This window comes from Yoonia sp. MH D7, assembly GCF_054439475.1.
In genome coordinates, this window is the sequence record NZ_JBTJCF010000001.1 from 3119205 (window position 1) to 3139073 (window position 19869).

Sequence of the window (19869 nt, forward strand, 5' to 3'; positions counted from 1 at the left end):
TTTCGAAAAAGTCATATTATGATCGAGTTTTGCATCTCTCTTAGATGCAGTTATTTCGCGCGCGGCAGTGCAAATTTTGTTGCTATCCGTGCTTCAATTTTAGCGGTCTCAATCGTCAGTGCAGTGCCCAGTGCGACCTGCCGATCGGCATCCATTCTGCTATCAATCGCAGCAATGCTAATCGCACCCGCGACAGCACCTCCAGGCAGGCGAAACGCAGCACCAATGGCCCAAGAATTGGTCAGCACAAGTCCTGGATTTAACGAATACCCCCTCTCAATTGCTCGGTGAATATGCTCGTCAAGCATATCTGCGGAGCAGTTCGGAAAGCTTTCTGCAAGCGCGGTTTCGTTTTCGGTCAATGCGTCGGCGCGTTCAGTTGGCGACAAAGCAGCGAGCATCGCAAGGGATCCCGCACCAACGCCCAATGGGTGGCGTTGCCCGACCTGAAGTGCGTGGGTGCGGATCGGAAATGCGCCTTCTTCTTTTCGTAGGCAAACAGAATACGACGCGCGACGCACTGACAAGAATACAGTATCACCGCTCAGGGCCGCCAAACCGGTTAGGCTATTGTGCGTTAATTCCATGAGATCAAAGCGCTGTGCAGCGAGGACACCAAGAACATAGGCCTCCTCACCCAAAAAATACCGCCGACTGATTGCGTCCTGTTCAGCCATTTGAGCACGCATCAGCGCAAGTAATATGCGCCGCGCAGTCGGGCGGCTAAGCCCTGTCTCGTTCACAATGGTGGTCAGTCCAACGCCTTTAGTGGCGTGACGACCGATTAGCGATAGCAGGGCTAACGCGCGATCAACGCTTTGCGCGCCGACGTTTTCGCCAAGGGTTGCCAGTCGTGTCACGTCATTCGTCCATATACATCCACATTATGGACACTATTGTTACAATTATTCTTTGCATCCACAAGTCAGCAAATCAGTCTTTACGAAATTCTACCTTATCGAGCTCAATCTTGAAAGAGTTTGTCTCGGTCGAATGCAAGGCCATAAATTTATTCTTGCGCTACCGTCCAAAATATGGACGTTTAGGCGAGGAGGGTTCCGGAGGGAGCTTACGAATCTTGGAGGAGATGTTATGTTTAATGCAAAACTTTTTTGTGTAGCGGCGCTTTCGGCGGCGACTGCATTTGGATCAGTGGTTTCGGCCGAAACGCTGCGTTTGTCGCACAACACCAGCGACACAACATCATGGCACCAAGGTGCTGAGCGGTTCTCGGAATTGCTGGATGAAGCCACAGACGGCGATTTTAATGTACGGGTTTTCCCCAACGCGCAGCTTGCTGGTGGTGACCAGATGAAACAAGCCGAAATGGTCGGCCGCGGCGCGCTGGATTTTGTTGTGACATCCGCGATCAATGTGACGCCGATTGTTCCTGAAATGGCTGTTTTCTCGTTGCCGTATCTTTACTCGAGTTATGAGGAAGTCGATGCGACCACGTCAGGGGCCGCTGGTGATCGCATGAAAGAAATCATGGCCGAGCACGGTATCGTCGTTTTGGCGTGGGGCGAAAACGGCTTCCGCGAAGTGACGAACAATGTTCACCCAATTAAGACGCCTGCAGACCTTGAGGGTCTGAAGATGCGCGTCGCTGGCCCAATGTATATTGATGTCATGACCGCGCTTGGTGCGAACCCACAGCAGATGCAGTGGGCCGAAACATTCAGCGCACTACAGCAAGGTGTTGTTGACGGCCAAGAAAATCCCGTCGGCGCTGTTATCGTTCCTCAGCGTGTGTACGAAGTCCAAAAATACATCACGACTTGGCACTACTCTTATGACCCGATCTTTCTTGGCGTAAGTCAGGAGCTCTGGGATAGCTGGGATGCAGACATGCAAGCCAAGGTTCAGACTGCTGCGACCGACGCGATGAGCTTCCAAGTAGAAGCCACACGTGATGGGACGGCGGCTGGCTTGGATACCTTGCGCGCTGAAGGCATGGAAGTGTACGAACCTTCCGCCGAAGAACTGCAAGTCTTCCGTGACGCGACCCAAGCCCCCTTCGATGTTTGGGCTGCGAAAGTTGGTCCGGAACTGGTAGGGCTGTTTCAGGAAACAATCGACGCTGCAAACTAAATAACTGGCAGCGCACCGCGCCATTGTGTGCGATGCGCTGCCTCACTGAGACAGTGTGTGGACCATCTTGCGTAGCGAGTTTACAAACCCACGCAAAAAGGTATCCGCTATGAGAACCCAAATCCTGAAAATCGCTGACCGGATAGAAGAATACATCTGTGCCGTCGTGTTTTTGCTGATGACGTTCATTGGTTTTGCGAACGTGCTCGTTCGCTACCTTTCTAATTATTCTTTTGCGGCCACGCAGGAACTTTTGTTGAACGGCTTCTTGCTGCTTACGGTTTTTGGTGCGGCTATTGCTGCGCGGCGCGGGCAGCATCTCGCGGTGACGCTGTTTACGGATATGTTGCCAAAGAAATTCCAACCTGTCGTGCGCTGGCTCGCAGTGGGCTTGGGTGTCGCGCTCTTGATGTTGTCGGCGTGGTATTGCGTCGAATTGATCGCTAACCAGCGCCGTAGTGGGATTGTCTCAGCTGGATTGCAGGTGCCATCATGGTATTACTCGCTTGCGTTGCCGTTAGGCTTTTCGTTGATTGCGCTGCGTTTGGTGCAAGGTGCATTGATTGCGGCAAAGGATGATAGCCATGTTTGATTTCGACACTGGCACCCAAATGCTGATGGTCTTTGGCATCTTACTCGTGATCCGCGTACCGGTCGCATTCTCGTTAGGTTTGTCTGCGCTATATGCGATGTGGATGATGGGCTTTGGTTTGGATTTGGTCGGCGATTTGCTGGCGAGTGGGATCGCAAAATTCTCGCTGCTCGCCATCCCGTTTTTCATTCTCGCAGGTATCTTGATGGGCACGGCTGGCATGGCTGACCGCATGATCAGGTTTTTCCGTGTCGCTATCGGTAGCCTACCTGGCGGTATGGGGCTTGTTGGTGTTGTCGTAAGCCTGTTTTGGGGAGCTGTATCGGGGTCTGGCCCCGCTTCAGTTGCCGCAATTGGGCCGATGATCATCCGTGGCATGGAAGAGGATGGGTATCCCAAAGCATTTGCCGCTGCGATGGTTTGCACAGGTGCCGCATTATCAATCGTTATTCCGCCTTCGATCGGATTGGTGATCTATGGCGTGATTGCCGAGGTTTCCATTGGTGATCTGTTCATTGCCGCCATTTTGCCCGGAGCTCTTATGGGCGCGCTGATGCTTATGGCGCTGCCATTTGTCAGCCGCCAAAGAGCCGATACCAAAGCATCTAATCTCGCCACACTTGCGCCGATGCCTTTCGCCGAGTTTGGCTATGCAATGCGCCTGTGGCTCAGCTTTAAGGACGCGATATGGGGTTTATTGACCCCCGTTGTGATCCTCGGTGGTATTTATTCAGGTATTTTCACACCAACTGAAGCGGCCGTTGTTGCCGTTGTCTACGCGTTATTCGTAGGCTTTTTTGTGTACCGCAGTCTGACAATTCCAAAGCTGTTTGACGCACTAAGCGACGCATCAGCATCCTCGGCGGTGGTGATGTTGGTCGTAACATTCGCGAGCCTGTTTGGGTGGGTCGTGACCGTTGACGACGTCGTCGGGCGGTATTCCGAGGGCTTACTTGCACTGGGCGATTCTCAGTGGACCATTTTACTGGTTATGGCGATCATTCTTTTGATTGCTGGGATGTTCATGGATGCGGTGACCATCATGTTCATCACATTGCCCATTTTCTTGCCTGTTGTGCGGGCATTAGGCTGGGATCCCGTCTGGTTTGGCGTGTTTTTGATGGTAAATCTGGCAATCGGCCTGTTTACACCACCCGTCGGGATCAATCTCTTCGTTGCGGCGAATGTGTCCAAGCTTTCCTTAGAGAAAATCGCAACTGCTGCGGTGCCATTCTTGTTTACCAGCTTCATAGGCCTCGCCATCATCGTTATATGGCCTGAATTGACAACCTATCTGCTGATCTACATGAAGTAAGCTTTTTTCAAGGTTGTGACTTCAAATCAGGTTGGGTTGTGGAGTGTAACGGTGGGGAAGTAAGTAGCTGCTACATATCAAATGTTTGAATCAATAGGCTTACTTTTAGTTCGACTTACAGGCACGATAAACGTGCGGATAAACTGGATGCCATTACTTGTTAGACATCTTTTCGTGGTTCCAAAACTCACAAGCAGAGCGAATACAAATCCGAGAATCATCGGCTATCATTTTTTCGATGTTCGAGCCGTCCACTTTTACACACGTGAACCTTTTGAGGGTAAACGCAGCGAATGACCGGTTTCCGCCCTTCGTGAAGGCTCCCGCTTCCGGCCCTTAACCGACCTTCACTTAAGTGTGGGAACGCACTGTTCGACCAATGGAACCCTTTACGGGAAATTGCGCACGTCGAAAATCAGGTCAGTTCACCGAGAATATCGTTGAGAACACTTATGATCATATCTGCGTCCTCAGCTTCTATTGTAAGCGGAGGGCGGATTTTAAGGATGTTGTCTTTCGGCCCTTCGCTGCCGATGAGAATGCGGTGGTCACGCATGCGATTTTTGACATAGGAGCAAATCTCAGTGGCTTCACTGCCATCAGGCCGGATCATTTCAACCCCCAGAAACAGCCCCATCCCCCGCACGTCACCGATGCAGCTATGTTTCGACTGCAAAGTTTTCAATCCATCAAACAGCTGGCCGCCGACGATCTTGGCGTTGTCCTGCAGGCACTCGTCATCCACGATCTGAAGCACTTCCCTCCCAATGCGGCAGGACAAAGTCGAGCCACCAAAAGTTGAAAAGAACTCGATCCCGTTGTCAAATCTTTCGGCGATTTCTTTGGTCGTGGCCAGCACCCCAAGCGGGTGCCCGTTGCCGATCGGCTTGCCCATGACGACGATATCGGGAAGCACATCCTGATATTCGAAACCGAAATAATGATCCCCGAGCCGACCAAGCCCAGTCTGAACCTCATCCGCGATGCAGATGCCACCTGCCGCGCGGATTTTCTCATAGACGGCAGCCAAGTAGCCCTTGGGCGGAATGATCTGACCACCGACCGACGGAAATGTTTCTGCGATGAAACCAGCGATACCATGTCCTTTGCTTCGCAGGGACGTGATAGCCAGATCCACTTGATCGGCAAATTTTCGGGCACGATTGGGGTCATCTCGCCTATAGGAACCACGGTAATCATCTGGAATTTCGACAAGCTCAACCCAGTCCGCTTGGCCTACGCCGCCTGGTTTGTTGAACTTGTAAGCTGATATCGAAACCGCACCGGTAGTGTTGCCGTGGTAACCATGATCGGGCGTGACCATGCCTTTGGCACCAGTGTTTGCGCGCGCAAGCCGCAGGGCCAGTTCGTTGGCCTCAGACCCCGAATTGACGAAATAGCAAACCTCAAATTGATCGGGGAGCTTGGAGAGAACCTTCTCAGCAAATGCAGTTTGTGCAGGATGGAGGTAGCGGGTGTTCGAGTTCATGCGCTTTAACTGATCGGCAGCGACAGCCTGAATGCGCGGGTGCGCGTGGCCAACATGCGGCACATTGTTGTAGGCGTCCAGATAGGGGCGACCCCATTCGTCAAACAAGTGGTGTTTCCAGCCGCGCATCAACATAAGCGGATCATCATATGACAGGCTCAGATTACCACCGAAATGCGCCTTTCGCCCCTTCAAAACATCTTGTTTATTTGTGGGGACATACCCCACTTTTTCATCTGGCAAGTTTAATAGAGCCGCCGGGTTAGGGCAAAGCGCACGCCACAAATACATCTCGTCGGGGTCACCAACGCCGGGCCAGTCGGCCTCAATCCCCTCGGTGCTAAGCGCCAGTTGAAAATGGACATGTGGTGCCCAGCCGCCGTTCATCGACGGGTCACCAAGGCGGCAGAACTCCTCGCCTTTTTCTATGACTTGCCCGACTTTCACCCTGTCGAGAAACTCAGGATCAAGATGACCATAGAGTGAGTAGAACGGATCCCCTTGCGGGGTTTCATGACGCAAGATGATTACCCCGCCGTAGTCGAGGTGCCCGTCGCGGTATTCAGCGATGAATACTTCGCCACGAAGAGGCGCATACATTGGTGTGCCGGCCGTTGTGAATACGTCCACAGCCAAATGGACTGTACGTCTGTCACTGGCTTTCCACGGCCCTTTTCGAAATGCAGCTTCGGTGTAAATCAAACGCGGTTCGTGATAATAGCCGAGCCAGATCCGGCCTTGGTCCTCAAACTCTTCTCCCACGCGGGCCGCTTCCTCACCGGACAGGTGAAACGGGTTTTGAGGCCATGTGGAGGCTTCAACTGAAAGTGATCCCATGGGCGAGTCGTCAATCGGCCTACCCATCAAGGACGCGAAAGCCCCCCGTGTCTCATCCAGCCACGCCATAACACGCTCGGCACCGTCGACGACGGGCAACCCACAAGCCGCGCGCAAGCGCGCATTGATGAAGCCGCGGTGAAAATCGGTCCCCTCAAGGAACCGCCACGCGGGCGCTTCTGAGATTGTTACATAAGGATCATCGGGGTCTTCAGCCGCCATCAAAGTCGAGTTCACGATGCTTACTGCGAGGCGCGCCCGCATAAGAGGCCAGACCAGATCCACCTCAGCCGAGGTAAGCGGATAAGCCGCGTGATAGCCCGCCACCAGCGCCGCGAGCACGGCCTCGGGGTTCGCGTGATCCAGCACGATATAGGCCGCTGCGATTGCTAAATCACAGACGCGCGGAGCAGCACACATATCGCCCAGATCAATTAAACCAGACACGTGGCGCGTTTCGCTTAATGTACCTGTCACTAGAATATTGTAATCATTGGCGTCGTTGTGAACGGCTTGCCTTTGCAGAGCCAGCAGATCATCCTTGATCTCGGTGAAGTCCTGATAAATGTCGTCAATGATCTGATGGCGCGCAGGCGCAGTGATGCAGCCCATCTCACTCTTTATCCAATCAGCGCGAATCAAGTCCCATTTGAAATCGCGGTCCAATCCCGGATGTTTAAAATCGGCCAAGGCGGCTGCAGACCCACCCAAAACAGTTCCAATCTCATGGATCAGCGCAACACTTTTGGGGTAAACTTTAGCATAGCATTGCCCCGGTAGCCGTTCGAGCAGCCAGACAAGACGCACTATGCCTTCTTCGTCATCTAACGTCAGCAAAAGTGATTGGTCCGAGGCACAAATAACCCTCGGGCACGGGAGGTGCGGCTGGCGCTGTAAGATATGCTCAAAGGCTTTCACCTGCATATCAACCAACCAAGTCTCGCAGCCAGCACGCATAACTTTCAGGATATAACCGCCACCATTTTGATCGGTCGCAAGGAAGTTCAGGTCATACTCGCCATCAAGACGGCTGAGGTCCGCATCAATATTCCAATAACATTTGAGTGCGGTCTGCCAGTGCTGGAGTTGACGCTCTTTGCTTATATCAGACACCATGACTCACCCTTTTTAGTAATGATCTATCCAATTTTGATGATAGTGAAAAAGACCGTTGTCAATGAACCAAGTCAACGGTGAATAAATCATTAACCGATCAACGAGATAGAACCCCTATCCGCTTTCCACCAATCTTTGCCGCTTCTGGCTGGGGCATTCAACTTCAGCTTTCATCGGTAGGAGCGATTGATCACGCACCCGCAGCGAAGGTCCGGAACCCGGCAAACGAGCTAAAGATTGATGGTCCAATAGCATACGATCTCCGAAGCTAATTCTTTCACCCGAAACTTTCGACCATTCAAATTATGGTCTGAAAATTTGCGTATCCATTTTCTCGCCTCCACCACCAAGGAGATGAAAAATGGATGGTTTACACTTCGATACACGTTACCCAGTTGTCCTGCGCTTTGAGGGCATTGGCCCAGAAAACCTTGCCGGGTATGAGAAACATCGCAAGCGGGTTGGGGGCGACCTTGGTCATGTCTTCAAGTATCCGCCAGCGCCCAACGGTCGCCTGATTGGATCTGAGGATTGGGCAACTGAAGCTTTGGCTGAGATTGCCGAGATCAAGGCGCAGAACTTTGCGGCTGAGTTGGAGGCGCTGGAAAAGCGGAACCGCAAAAAAGATATCCAACAGCGCTTGGCGGAGGGTCCGCACAATCCGTGGCGGCCAACGCGGCACGGGCCGATGCGCGAAGTGATTTTGACAGCCAACAAGGAATGGTTCGATGCTGACCCTGCAGCAGTTCTCGATGAGGGCGTCGATAAAAACCAAAGGATCGCGGATTTTCAGCGCCTGTCCATCGCGTGGTTGAAAAAGCAGTTTGGCAATGACGTTATTCACGCCCGCGCAGACCTCGATGAAGATGCTTATCACATCCACGCTGTGGTTATGCCGCGTGCGCTTGTCGAGATGACGCGTATGGATAAAAAGACCGGCGAGAAAAAGGTCATTGCGACACGGCTGATGTTGCAGCCATCGAAGTTCGATGTGATCAAAGAATACGAGCACGCCCAAGATAGCGTAGGCGAATGGTTCGCTGAGATCGGGCTTGATCGTGGCGAAAAGCGCAAAGAGGCATTTCGTCAAGCTGTCGCTAAGGGCGACACGCCGCCGCCAAAACGAATGCATACCAAAACGCGAGAATGGCGGCGCAAGAAGGACCGTGAGCTTGCAAAGCGTGAACGCAATCTTGATATCCGCTCAGTTGCTGTCGAAGAAAAATCTACAGAGGCCGACGCTATTATCGAAATCACCGAAGCGATTGCGCAAGGCGTGGTTGATCCTGCTGCGGAAGACGCGGAGTCCACGATTACCCCTGTGAAAGGACGCGAGAAGGATGAGGCATTCTTGCGGGCGCAGCGACTTGCAAGGCGCTCGCCCAAAGGTGCCTCCCGCGTTGCCAAGGCCTTCCGAGGTGGATGGGCTGCGATGTTCAAAAAGGCACGAGAGGATGCGCTTGATAGGGTCAGTGATAACTTCAAGTTGGCCTTCAAGACGCTCGAAGATGTGACCACTCACTTGACCAAAATCGGCGCTGCTTTTGGGGGCGGGTTTTCCGAGCACCTCGGCACGTTGTCGAGCTTGACACAACGTCTCAAGAAAACGGTCTCCGCTGGTCATATTGCACATGAAAGATCACGCAAAAAACCTAACAAAAACAGAGGCCGGGACGAGTGATGGCAACTTTTTTTGGTGGCGCGCTACCAGATGAAAAAATGCGGTTCTATCTTTTTTATACGGTGCCCAGACAATCCCGTCTTGGGCGTAAAACACGAAACCAAAGGACTACAAAATGAGCAAACGTATGCCACGCAAACCCGTCAAAGCCACACGCAAAAACCGCAACGAAGTGCCGATGAGCGCCGCAATGAAAGCTGCGATGTTTAAGGTCGCGAATGTTGCCGCGAACATGTCCAGAAAGGACGAAGCCACGCAACAAGCCGCGCGCAAGGCGATCGCCGATACGATCGAAAAATGGATTGCATTCTTATCGGAAAACGATGCTGAAGCCGTTGAAGATTTCTATTATGAAATCAATATGCTCGCGACGGCTGGCAATCGCCGCCGCATCGCAAAACACGCGACTATGCCCGAGGGCGTCTTCGAGCGCGTTGAAGGTGATCTGCGCGAGCAGAAGGAAGAAGCGGAACGCGAAGCCGCGAAAGCTCAGGCCAAAGATAAAGGTGACGATAGCGCAGAGCAGGTTCCAGCGTAAAACTTAACTGACAACATTGAAGAAAGTTCGCCAAAGTCCTAATCCCCCTCCCGAAATCAGCAATATCAACACGTTGCACGCCACTGCAAGGTGGATTTTTGCGTTCTATATCTCAACGTTAGGTTATTAAAGCGAACACTCAATGTTGCGCACCGCAAGTTGGCACAATTTTATAGGCGCAGTTTCAAATTGTCAATTAGGCCACGACTCACAGATTACCACGGGATGCCATCCCAGTCCGTCGCGCTGTGAATGAGGAATGGCAAAGTCGCTGACCAGTTTTTCCAAACCAGCGGCGCGATACGTTTTTGCTAATGATGGGCAGGCGCAGTGGGAAAGATTAGGTTTCCTTATGTAAAGTAAGGTAAGGGGCGGGTTTTTGAGCTTGGCGCTGAAGCTGATGAACGCCGCGTGGTACACAAATAACCGCCAAAGCTGGGTCAAAAACCTTTAACAACAACATAGGTTTGTGGTAGCTGTAAATGGAGTAGTTTGCGGCGGTGCCAAAAGCGAGCGTTTGTTATCATCATCGTTAACTCTATGATCAATCCGTCATAAGAATGAAAGAAAAAGTCTTGGTGTTGAACTTTAACTGAGAACCACCTAACCTCTTAAACCTCTTAAACCTCTTAAACCTCTTAAACCGCTTAACAAGATGTGCCTTTCTAGCAGCCTGCGAATAGGTGCGCATCGGCAGTAAATGAATGTCTCCAATCCCATCAACTAGTACAAACTTTAGCTTTCCGCTTACGTCTTTTCCCAGTACTATGTTACTTGAATGCATATCATTTGTTGGAATTCCTGAAATTAACAAATCTGAGGCGAACTGATTAAGAGCAGAAAATTCTTGGTTTCCAAATTTCCCATCCTTTAAAAGAGCGCTTAGTGTGGGACCAATGTTCTTTCCATCAACGCTAATCTTCCGGACCACTTGAGCCGTACCTTTGTCAGAGTCAACGAAGCCGTATAGGGGTGACACTGGGATCCTTTCGATGGGAAGCGATCCATTCATGCAAAGATTCACAAAACCTTTATTTTCGCGTAAAACAATATAGTTTTTAAAGCTTGGAATACAGCGTAAGAGCACACTTTTCAGGTCCCACTTTTTAAGCTTCCTCTGCGATGTTTCTTTCTGAACCTTAAACAGCAAATCCGGATAAAAATCGGACTGAAATACAAGCCTTTCTCCACCTTGAGCAACGAGTTGACACTTTGAAAGCTCCAGTGCTCCTTTGGGAAACGCTATATAATGCAATTTTGTCCGCTTTCATGAACTCCGTTTTGTTGGACGCATAGCATTTTCAAAAGGCCCACGATAGTATGTTATAAACATCCCAAGGTAATCCCCCATTTTTAATGGGGTCCAGCCGTAGAATTCATGCGGCTGTTTTCAGTTTCATTGCGAGTGTGATGCCGCCGATGCCCATGTTGGGTCGCTCGTTGTTGTAAGTCGAGAGCCATTCAGTTGCTTGGTCCTGCGCCTCCTCGATGGTTTCAAAGATGTATTGCCCCAACCACTCACCCCGAACCGTGCGGTTGTAGCGCGCGATATAGGGTAAGCGGTGCATATGCCGGTGAAAATCGTGTTTGTGTGGTATTGCAAGAATACCCCTATTTGGGAAAAGCCCCCTTTTTTGGTGCAATCCATCTGATTCGTTATTTTCATTTCGACTGGCAATCGGGCTCGTTAACTTCACTTGTATTGTAAATCTCATTCCGCTGCGGCCATTGTATCCCTGCGATTGAAGATAGGACAGACCGCAGCATAACGTGAACGGGTTGCTGAAATGCATGGTCGCATGCCCTCTTCCTTTGTGATGGCTCATGTTCCCCAAACATTGAAAGTTACGCTATGCCCAGTGAAGTCGACAAAGCGAAGAAAACGAAGAGACGCAGGGGCAATACTCTGGAGAAGTGGGAGGTCGGGATCGTAAAGGCCATGATCGACCGCGGCGGCCCGGCCACCAACGATCAGGATATCCTTGCGTATTTCACTCGCCCAACTAGGTCGATCAACCATCGCCTTATCAGCGAGATCCGCACGGGGGCCAAGCACAAGACCATCAAGCAGGCCTCTGAGGAGGATTTGGACGCATTCGTCTCGACCTGGCCCGATATAGACCACCAGACCGGCTTGAGCATACGAGGCGACGAGCTCTTGATAAAAGGTCGCGAAGCGATGATCGCAGCTGTCCAGACCTTCAATTCAGCGGGGCTTACCTTCCGCGCTGAGCTGTTCATCGTGACCGCAGTCATCGCCTGGACATACCTCCTACATGCATGGTTCCGGCGAGAAGGGATCGACTATCGGTATCCAGGTCAAAAGACGAAAGAAGGGGCAGATAAATTCTGGGAGGCCGGTCATTGTCTCAAGCATGACAGGTGTCCCGTAAAAGGGGGCGCCGCGAAGAACCTTCAATTCCTGATCGAGATCCGCCATGAAATCGAGCACCGGTCCACAAACAGGATTGATGACGCTCTGGGGGCAAAACTTCAGGCTTGCGCCCTTAATTTCAATGAGCTTCTGAAAAAAGAATTCGGCGTCCAGTATGGCCTTGAAAAGCGTCTGCCCCTTGCGCTTCAGTTTGTCTCCTTCGGTGCTGAACAACGAACGGTCCTCAAACAGGCGTCGGGCTTGCCCAAGCATATCGAAGCCGCGATTGACGCGTTCGAGCATGGCCTGAATGATGAGCAGCTGAAGGATCCGACCTACAGAATGACATATGGCTTTGTCCCGATGGCGGCCAAGAAACCGGGAGCAGCGGATACAGCGGTCCAGATCATCAGCCCCGGCAGTGAAGTGGCTGGTGAGATTGAGAAGATCATCTTCAAGGAGGTGAACAGGGAACGATATCCGCCGGGCAAAGTGGTCGAAAAAGCTCAAGCTGCCGGATTCCCGGAATTTCGCATGCATGACCACACACTGCTTTGGAAGAAGCGAGGCGCAAAATCGATTGGCAAAGGCTATGGGTGCATCGGCGACTACGGTCACTGGGTCTGGTTCGATCGATGGGTGGATCAGGTCCTCGAGCATTGTGAGGCAGAGGGAGACAGGTATCGATAAAGTTGGGCGCTTCACACCCACTCTCATGGCCTGAAGCGATGTCATCGCAGTTTTAGTGCGAACAAGCCTTTTGGGCGGGGACCCTGTGCTGGAACCCGGCCAAGTGAAGTTGAATCAGATCCAGCCGAGTGCGGCTGTAGCCCGTAATGTCAGTCTTTGATGTGACCGTTCGGACAGTGCCACGGCATAAGCAGACCGTAATCAATCTCCCCGCGTGTGCTTTCGATTTCACCCACAACCCAGTTCATATAACTGCGGGCGTTGACCTTGTTCAGAGGTGGTCCTAGATTTTAGACCAGTTTACATCCTTGTTAAGGTGGATCTGGGTTTTATTTAGGCTGCTAATCTCATTGGTTCTGTTTTGCTGACATAGGCCTCATCTGGGGTCAATATGCCGTGAGTTGAATGCGGGCGCTCAGAGTTGTAATACGTCAGCCATTTGCCGATCCCAGCCCGCATTTCCGAGCCTGTCTCAAAGGCATTCAAATAGACGCATTCATACTTCAACGATCGCCAGAGCCTTTCGATCATGCGATTGTCGCGCCATGCGCCTTTTCCGTCCATGCTGATCTTGATGTCTGCGTCGACCAGCACGTCGATCCAAGCGCCGCTGGTAAATTGGCTGCCCTGATCGGTGTTGAAGATTTCCGGCGTGCCGTGCTTGGCGAGCGCCTCTTTCAAAGCCTCGACGCAAAAGTCTGCATCCATACTGTTGGACAGCCGCCACGAAAGCACTTTGCGGCTGTGCCAATCCATGATCGCCACGAGATACAGGAAGCCGCGTCGCATCGGTATGTAGGTAATATCTGCGCACCAAACCTGATTTGGGCGGTCAATTGCCGCATTCCTCAGCAAGTAAGGCCAGATCTTGTGATGCGGATGCTTTTTACTTGTGTTGGGCTCCTGATAGATCGGAACCAGACGCATAAGCCGCATCAAGCGCCGGATCCGGTGGCGGCCACATTGGTGATTGTTGCGCTTCATGTACCGGGCCATCTGACGCGATCCATACCAAGGCGTTTCCAGGAACTGTTTGTCGATGATTTCCATGAACCGCAGGTTCTCAGCGCTCTCGCCGACGGGCTGGTAGTAAAGCCGCGAACGCGACAACTGCAATAGTTCGCACTGTTTACGCATGCTTAACTTATGATCTCGGCTCACCATTTTTTGCCTCGCATCCCGAGCAACTGCTGCGAGGCATCCGCCAAAAAATCTCGCTCCACAACAAGCTGACCTATCTTGGAATGCAGCTTGTCGACGTCAACGGCACTTACCCCATCGGGCGCTGAACCTTTGCGCGTAAATGCCGTCGCCATATTCTCTATCGCCGCCCGTTTCCAAGTCCCTATCTGGGTCGGATGAACGCCATATTTTTTGGACAGTTCCGCCATCGACATCTCCTCGCGGATTGCTTCAAGCGCAACCTTGGCTTTGAAATCGGGCGAATGGTTCTTTCGTTTTGTCATTTGGGATCACTTCTTTCGTCATGCGATCCACCTTAACAACTGGTCCGAAAATCCGCGACCACCTCTTTCAGACGTGCGCTCTCGATCAGGGAATAGTAGATGGCCCAGACATCCGCCGCCTCATGGGTCCCGGCGAAAAGAGAGTTCTTTTTCGTCAAGGCGATCCCGCGGATACAGCGTTCTACCGGATTGTTGTCGATCTCGAGCTTTCCGTCGAAAATGAAGTGCCGGAGGCTGTCGAACGAGTTCAATGTATAATTGATCGCCAACCTCAAACCACCTTGCGCTTTGTCCCTATTTTTCAGCAATTCGGCATGAAGCTGGTCGACGATCGGAAGGCTGTATTTTTGGCGCAAGGCCTCCCGTTCGTGGGGCAGCTTGCCATAGGCCACTTTTTCTACTGCATACATCTTCCGGAACATCTGCACAGCGCGGTTTGCCAAGGGGCTGGCGGTGGCAAGCGAGATTTCGAAAAACTTCCTGCGTGCATGGGCCGAACACCGAACCGATGTAAGGCCGTCATTCTGACCATCGCTTTTGAAGAGACAGTTATATGCCGCGTAGCCATCGGTTTGCAGAAACTGCAAGGATGCGCCCTGAAGAAGATTTTGTGCTACCGCACCGGCACGAGAATGCGCGTAATGATATACCACTGCGGGCTGCGCTTCTGGATTCCAACGATGCTCGTCCCGGCATGTTGCCCAAATGTATCCGTTGTCGCACTTGCCTTTGCCAGGATTCAAAACCGAAATTGGCGTCTCATCCATGTGCGCAACATAGCCAGCATTTACGTGCGCCTGAAGTGCATCCCTTACTGGGGCGAGATGTTTTGACAGATGAGCAATGTTTCTACCGATCGTTTGGCGACTCAAATTCACATTGACGTTCGCCAGCCGGCGTTCCATCCGAAATGATGGAATATGCTCGAAGAACTTTTGACAAGCAGCTTCCGCAGCAAATTCGGCCTCCATTCCACGATTCTTCATGATGAAACCTTGGGCTTTGGCGGCTACTGGCTTATTCTCCTTGCACAAGCCACGATTACACGCGCAGGTATGATAGACGTCCTTTACCAGAACCACATGTTCGGGAATGATCCGAAGTCTTCCCACGCGCTCTTCGCGTTTTATTGATTTGAGAGCATGCCCGCAGCCGCAGGTCATATTCTCGGGGTAATGGTGCGTCATAATTGTCTCAATATCGGCCGGAAGCTTTCTGGCCTTTTTTCCCTTCAATTCTTCTTTCGCCTCGTCTTCCTCATCAAAAAGCGCAAAGCGAGGGTCCTCGTCATCAAAAGATCCCTTGTCCTTCTCAGAACTTTTATCGAAATGTTCCTGTCTGAGAACGGCCAACTGCTCTTTGGTCCTGCGCAATTCACCTTTAAGGCGATCAATCTTTTGCTTTGCAGTCCGAACGCCGCTTTCGGTTTCCAAGAACATGGCCAAGATACCACTGATCCGATCTCCGATAGCGGTCTTCGTTGCTGTCGGAAAATCCGGAACGTCGTTGAAAGCTGCAAATATCCCATCGCACAGAATGGCGATGGGGCTGAGTTCGCCCTCGGTTACATCATCGGCGACGCTGACAGAGCAATCCGTGGTCATCTCTTTTGACGGTGGAACTGGCAATCGCGGTGGGCGCACCGAAGCCTCGTGTTTTTTGGTCGTCATTGATTTGGTTCCTCATTAGAGATCGATCCCGCCCATCATCGGGCGAGACCGTCACGCACTGGACCATCGACGTGGTCCGGATGAGGCACCTGCCGCAGGTCGGACATGGCAGTGGCGTTCCCGCACAACCGAATTTACGGTTCCTGCAGGTTGGCTCTGTCAGTCCGCCCGAAGGGGGCGCCAGATGGAATGAGGAGTGCCGTCGTCCAAGCAGAACTCTTGCGGCAATTCGCAAGTTCTGCTATCTGACCAGTAGTGATGCTGGTGGATTTCGGTCTGCCTCAAAATGATCGCGCTGGAATGTCTCACGTTCCGGTGCGATCGTTATCTCTGATAAATCTACATCGTATTTTTCCCTCTTAAAAGTTGCGGCCTTGCTGCGATAATTGTCCTGTGAGCCAACAACTCGCGAATGATATCTATCATGTCCACACCGCAGAAACGAGGCGTAGATTCTGTTATTATTAATTGATAACAAGATGTTACATGATTTATTTTCGCACCAAGGTTCGGAATTTCCTCAAGGCTGAGCCGTGACCGTTCGCTAAATGTCGTTTCATTTGGCGAATGGGGCACAAGTGGTGGTTGCACTACTGGAGTCGTCGAATGGCTCTTCGCATCAGAAAAAACTGCACGTGAATAAACAATTCTGAGCACTGCCAAATTTAGCATCTCAATCAGACGGAGCGTCGCTGGTGGAATGCAACGTGATTCCCCCGATGGCAGCACCCTTAAAAACTCCTGCACCTGAACGGGCGGAGGGTTTGATCGACGATCACTTTTCTGATTTGCAATAACTGTGCGCCACGACCAGAATTTGACTGGAGCGCCTGGCGTAAAGCAAGAGTCTGATATCGACATAGAAAGAAGCATAGCGAAAGCCCGCCGAATAAATTTTTCGGATGACCTCACGCCGGTGGCTGCACAAGCCGGGCTCGAGGGTTGGGAGCTCTGTTACGCGGGATTGCTCCCGATCACTTGCCAACGCCGTATAGGGCGATCCCGCTTTAAGCACTATGTTGATATCCACCCGCAGACCGCGCTTTGGCAATCTACCCAGGTCGAAGCTGTGCAAGCTTCCTGATTGGATATTTATACTACAAATGCTTGACCCGTTTCAAACCAATTGTTTTTGAAAATTGGCAGAACAGGAACGCGATGCGGACTAATACCTTGAATGTAAATAGAAAATATATTTGAAAAAATTTTTAGACGAATGGACCCCAACCTATTGAAAACAATCAAGATTCAATGTTTGATTTTGCCGGAATTTGGCAATATGCAACATATAAGACCCTTTATCTGACTTTATGGGATGAATGAGTTACACATGCGCGACCTACGCTTAACCAACGGCTTCCCCGCAGATCTTCAGCTGATCCTTCAAGAAATTGGCTCGGATATCGCTTCCGCGCGACGCGTAAGACGGTTGACACAGATAGAACTTGCGCAGCGAATGTGCGTGTCCCGCCGTATCGTCGGAAAAATGGAGAAGGGTGATCCGTCGGTCAGTTTGCGCGCATACGTTGCCGCTGCATGGGTAATGGAATTGGAGTATAGTTTTGCCGAAATGTTTGCTCCGGAAAGAGATCCAGGTTTTTTGCGCCGTGTTCGTATCGAATTGCCAAAGCGGGTCAGACATAGGGTTTTTTAAAAAAAAGTTAAAATGGACTCTTAAGAAGGTATTTACGGCAATACAGAAAAATCGCCGCTGACAGTATCAAGGGATTAGCCCATTGGAGCAATTCAACGCTACGTTTGATAGGCTTGTTCTGATGGGCTAAAAAGACGGCTCAATTTCCTTGCTTGGATGCTGGCAAAATCTCATGCTACTGTTCAACCAAAGCGTGAGAGGGAATTTCCCCAAAAAACAAAACGGTATGGGCGATCATTCTTCATGAGCACAGATATCAAATCACTTGGATCCTTCGTCTGGTCCATTGCTGAACTACTACGCGGCGATTTCAAACAATCTGAGTATGGCAAGGTTATCTTGCCGTTCGTCGTGCTGCGCCGTCTGGATTGCATTCTCGAAGGGTCCAAGCAAGCCGTCATCGATATGGAGGCCTCGCTACCCGATGACATGGACGACGATGCGCGTGACACGCTGCTTTCCGGTGCTGTCGGCCAAGATATTCGGATATACAACCTGTCCCGCTTCACTTTTGCCTCACTGAAGGGGCAGGAAGCAAAGGATATTCACAAGAACCTGCTCGACTATATCACCAAATTTTCAGGTAACGTCCGCGATATCTTTCTCGACAAATTTTTGTTCACTGATCAACTTAAACGGCTGAATGACGCGGGCTTGCTCTATCAGGTGTTTGACAAATTCAGCCAGATTGATCTGCACCCAGACATCATTTCAAACCTCGAGATGGGCTACTTGTTCGAAGACCTCATCCGCCGCTTCTCTGAAATCTCGAACGAAACGGCTGGGGAACACTATACCCCGCGCGAGGTCATCCGCCTGATCGTCTCGCTTTTGCTTATCAACGACAAAGACGCGTTGACTGGATCTGGTGTCATTAGGCAAGTCTATGACCCCGCCGCAGGAACGGGCGGGATGCTGGCGATCGCCGAGATGGAGATGAAGGCGCTGAATGATCGTATCCGGGTCGAGTTGTTCGGGCAGGAGCTGAACCCTGAATCCTTCGCGATTTGTAAATCCGATATGCTGGTGACCGGCCACAACCCTGAGAATATAGCTTACGGAAACACCCTTACCCAAGACGCTCATGCGTCCAAGAGCTTTCATTACATGCTATCCAACCCACCCTATGGAGTGGACTGGAAAAAATACGCTGATCCAATCAAGGATGAGGCAGCAGAGCAAGGCAAGGACGGCCGCTTTGGTGCAGGGCTGCCGCGTATCTCTGATGGGCAGCTTCTGTTCTTACAGCACATGATCTCCAAGATGCGCAACGACGAACAGGGCTCGCGCATCGGCATCGTTATGAATGGGTCGCCCCTTTTCACAGGCGGTGCCGGGTCGGGCGAAAGTGAAATCCGCCGCTGGATACTGGAGAATGATTGGGTCGAAGCGATCATCGCGCTGCCGACTGACCTGTTCTACAACACAGGCATTCAGACCTATGTCTGGTTGCTGACCAACCGCAAAGAGCCCGCCCGGCGCGGCAAGGTGCAGTTGATCGACGCCAGTGGTGAGCGGTTCTGGAAATCCATGCGCAAGTCGCTGGGCTCCAAACGCCGCGAAGTCCCGGATGAGGCCACCGAAGAGATCGCCCGTATTTATGCCGACATGCTGAACGGTGATAGCGATTGGTCGGACGTCTCCAAGATATTCGACACAACCGATTTCGGGTATCGCGAAATCCGCGTCGAGCGCCCCCGCAAAGTGATCTTTAGGGGAAACGCGGAGCTACGTCAGGCACTGGAAGTCACCAAGCAATTCCAGAAATACGACCTTGGCTTTCAAAACCGTGTGATGGACACGCTTTACGACAAGTTCGACGACGCCGTTTTTGATGAGCGGGAGCACTTCCTCGAAAAGCTGAAACTCTGTTTGGACGTGGATGGCGTCGAATACGACGCAAAATTGATCAAGTTGATTACCGCCTGCGCCGAAGTGCCCGACGAGAACGGAGAAGTTCAGCGCGACACGAAGGGAAGTCCGATTGCGGATACAAGCCTGCGCGATCACGAGTTGGTGCCGCTCTCCGAGGATTGGCGGGACTATGTGAAGCGTGAGGTTCTGCCTTTCGTGCCCGACGCTTGGGTCGATGAGAGCCACACCGACGCTCAAGATGACGGCGTCGGCCGTGTCGGGTATGAGATCAACTTTAACCGCTACTTCTACAAATACGTTCCGCCCCGCCCGCTCGAAGAGATCGACGCCGAGCTAAAGGCGCTGGAAGCGGAGATTGCCGGGCTGTTGCAGGAGGTGGTCGAGTGATTGCTGTGCTGGTCCGTTCGGTTTCTTATTGCTTTGGTAAGGGGCACTCCCTATATGTTGTCTCAACAAGACCCGCCACGCCTCGGACGGAACT

13 protein-coding genes and 1 pseudogene are annotated in these 19869 nt (G+C 51.7%); 8 read left to right on the forward strand and 6 right to left on the reverse strand.

What is annotated here, in order from left to right:
• Nucleotides 1–50: 50 nt before the first annotated feature.
• On the reverse strand, nucleotides 51–860 hold the full coding sequence (locus ACXLHR_RS15525) for an IclR family transcriptional regulator (RefSeq protein WP_458792282.1): 810 nt from the start codon (nucleotides 858–860) through the stop codon (nucleotides 51–53).
• Nucleotides 861–1092: 232 nt separating this feature from the next.
• Here ACXLHR_RS15525 and ACXLHR_RS15530 point away from each other — a divergent pair, with 232 nt between their 5' ends.
• From ACXLHR_RS15530 to ACXLHR_RS15540, 3 genes are all read left to right on the forward strand, one after another.
• Nucleotides 1093–2091 (forward strand): DctP family TRAP transporter solute-binding subunit, encoded by a 999-nt coding sequence (locus ACXLHR_RS15530; protein WP_458792283.1) that lies wholly within the window; start codon nucleotides 1093–1095, stop codon nucleotides 2089–2091.
• A gap of 109 nt (nucleotides 2092–2200) precedes the next feature.
• Complete coding sequence (locus ACXLHR_RS15535) at nucleotides 2201–2683, forward strand: TRAP transporter small permease (RefSeq protein ID WP_458792284.1); 483 nt, start codon at nucleotides 2201–2203, stop codon at nucleotides 2681–2683.
• On the forward strand, nucleotides 2676–3998 hold the full coding sequence (locus ACXLHR_RS15540) for a TRAP transporter large permease (RefSeq protein WP_458792285.1): 1323 nt from the start codon (nucleotides 2676–2678) through the stop codon (nucleotides 3996–3998). Before ACXLHR_RS15535 ends, ACXLHR_RS15540 begins: the two co-directional genes overlap by 8 nt.
• 415 nt (nucleotides 3999–4413) lie before the next feature.
• On the opposite strand, the gene ACXLHR_RS15545 is transcribed toward ACXLHR_RS15540, so the two are convergent.
• On the reverse strand, nucleotides 4414–7440 hold the full coding sequence (locus ACXLHR_RS15545; RefSeq protein ID WP_458792286.1) for an aminotransferase class III-fold pyridoxal phosphate-dependent enzyme: 3027 nt from the start codon (nucleotides 7438–7440) through the stop codon (nucleotides 4414–4416).
• 361 nt (nucleotides 7441–7801) lie between these two features.
• Between ACXLHR_RS15545 and ACXLHR_RS15550 the strand changes: the two genes are divergently transcribed.
• Nucleotides 7802–9121 (forward strand): plasmid recombination protein, encoded by a 1320-nt coding sequence (locus tag ACXLHR_RS15550; RefSeq protein WP_458792287.1) that lies wholly within the window; start codon nucleotides 7802–7804, stop codon nucleotides 9119–9121.
• Between the two features lie 115 nt (nucleotides 9122–9236).
• Nucleotides 9237–9659 (forward strand): hypothetical protein, encoded by a 423-nt coding sequence (locus ACXLHR_RS15555; protein WP_458792288.1) that lies wholly within the window; start codon nucleotides 9237–9239, stop codon nucleotides 9657–9659.
• 544 nt (nucleotides 9660–10203) lie between these two features.
• On the opposite strand, the gene ACXLHR_RS15560 is transcribed toward ACXLHR_RS15555, so the two are convergent.
• Together ACXLHR_RS15560 and ACXLHR_RS15565 are read right to left on the reverse strand one after the other, a co-directional pair.
• A complete protein-coding gene (locus tag ACXLHR_RS15560; RefSeq protein ID WP_458792289.1) occupies nucleotides 10204–10914 on the reverse strand; it encodes a YrbL family protein in 711 nt (236 codons plus the stop codon).
• A gap of 121 nt (nucleotides 10915–11035) precedes the next feature.
• Nucleotides 11036–11212: pseudogene (locus ACXLHR_RS15565) on the reverse strand (integrase core domain-containing protein); the annotation flags it as partial.
• Nucleotides 11213–11511: 299 nt separating this feature from the next.
• On the opposite strand from ACXLHR_RS15565, the gene ACXLHR_RS15570 reads away from it, so the two are divergent.
• The gene (locus ACXLHR_RS15570; protein WP_458792290.1) at nucleotides 11512–12723 is read left to right on the forward strand and encodes a DUF3644 domain-containing protein; all 1212 of its coding nucleotides are present in this window, start codon (nucleotides 11512–11514) and stop codon (nucleotides 12721–12723) included.
• 333 nt (nucleotides 12724–13056) lie between these two features.
• Here the strand turns inward: ACXLHR_RS15570 and ACXLHR_RS15575 are convergent.
• Nucleotides 13057–14189, reverse strand: a protein-coding gene (locus ACXLHR_RS15575; protein ID WP_458789667.1) for an IS3 family transposase whose coding sequence is annotated in 2 segments (ribosomal slippage) — nucleotides 13057–13910 and nucleotides 13910–14189 — 1134 coding nt in all. Because the reading frame shifts where the segments join, the coding sequence is not laid out codon by codon here.
• Between the two features lie 32 nt (nucleotides 14190–14221).
• On the reverse strand, nucleotides 14222–15859 hold the full coding sequence (gene tnpC / locus ACXLHR_RS15580) for an IS66 family transposase (RefSeq protein WP_458792291.1): 1638 nt from the start codon (nucleotides 15857–15859) through the stop codon (nucleotides 14222–14224).
• Between the two features lie 1330 nt (nucleotides 15860–17189).
• On the opposite strand from tnpC, the gene ACXLHR_RS15585 reads away from it, so the two are divergent.
• Both ACXLHR_RS15585 and ACXLHR_RS15590 read left to right on the forward strand, forming a co-directional pair.
• Nucleotides 17190–17513, forward strand: coding sequence for a helix-turn-helix domain-containing protein (locus ACXLHR_RS15585; RefSeq protein ID WP_458792292.1), 324 nt, complete (start codon nucleotides 17190–17192; stop codon nucleotides 17511–17513).
• A gap of 243 nt (nucleotides 17514–17756) precedes the next feature.
• Nucleotides 17757–19775: a type I restriction-modification system subunit M gene (locus ACXLHR_RS15590; protein ID WP_458792293.1), complete on the forward strand. Its 2019-nt coding sequence runs from the start codon at nucleotides 17757–17759 to the stop codon at nucleotides 19773–19775.
• The last annotated feature ends 94 nt before the right edge of the window (nucleotides 19776–19869 follow it).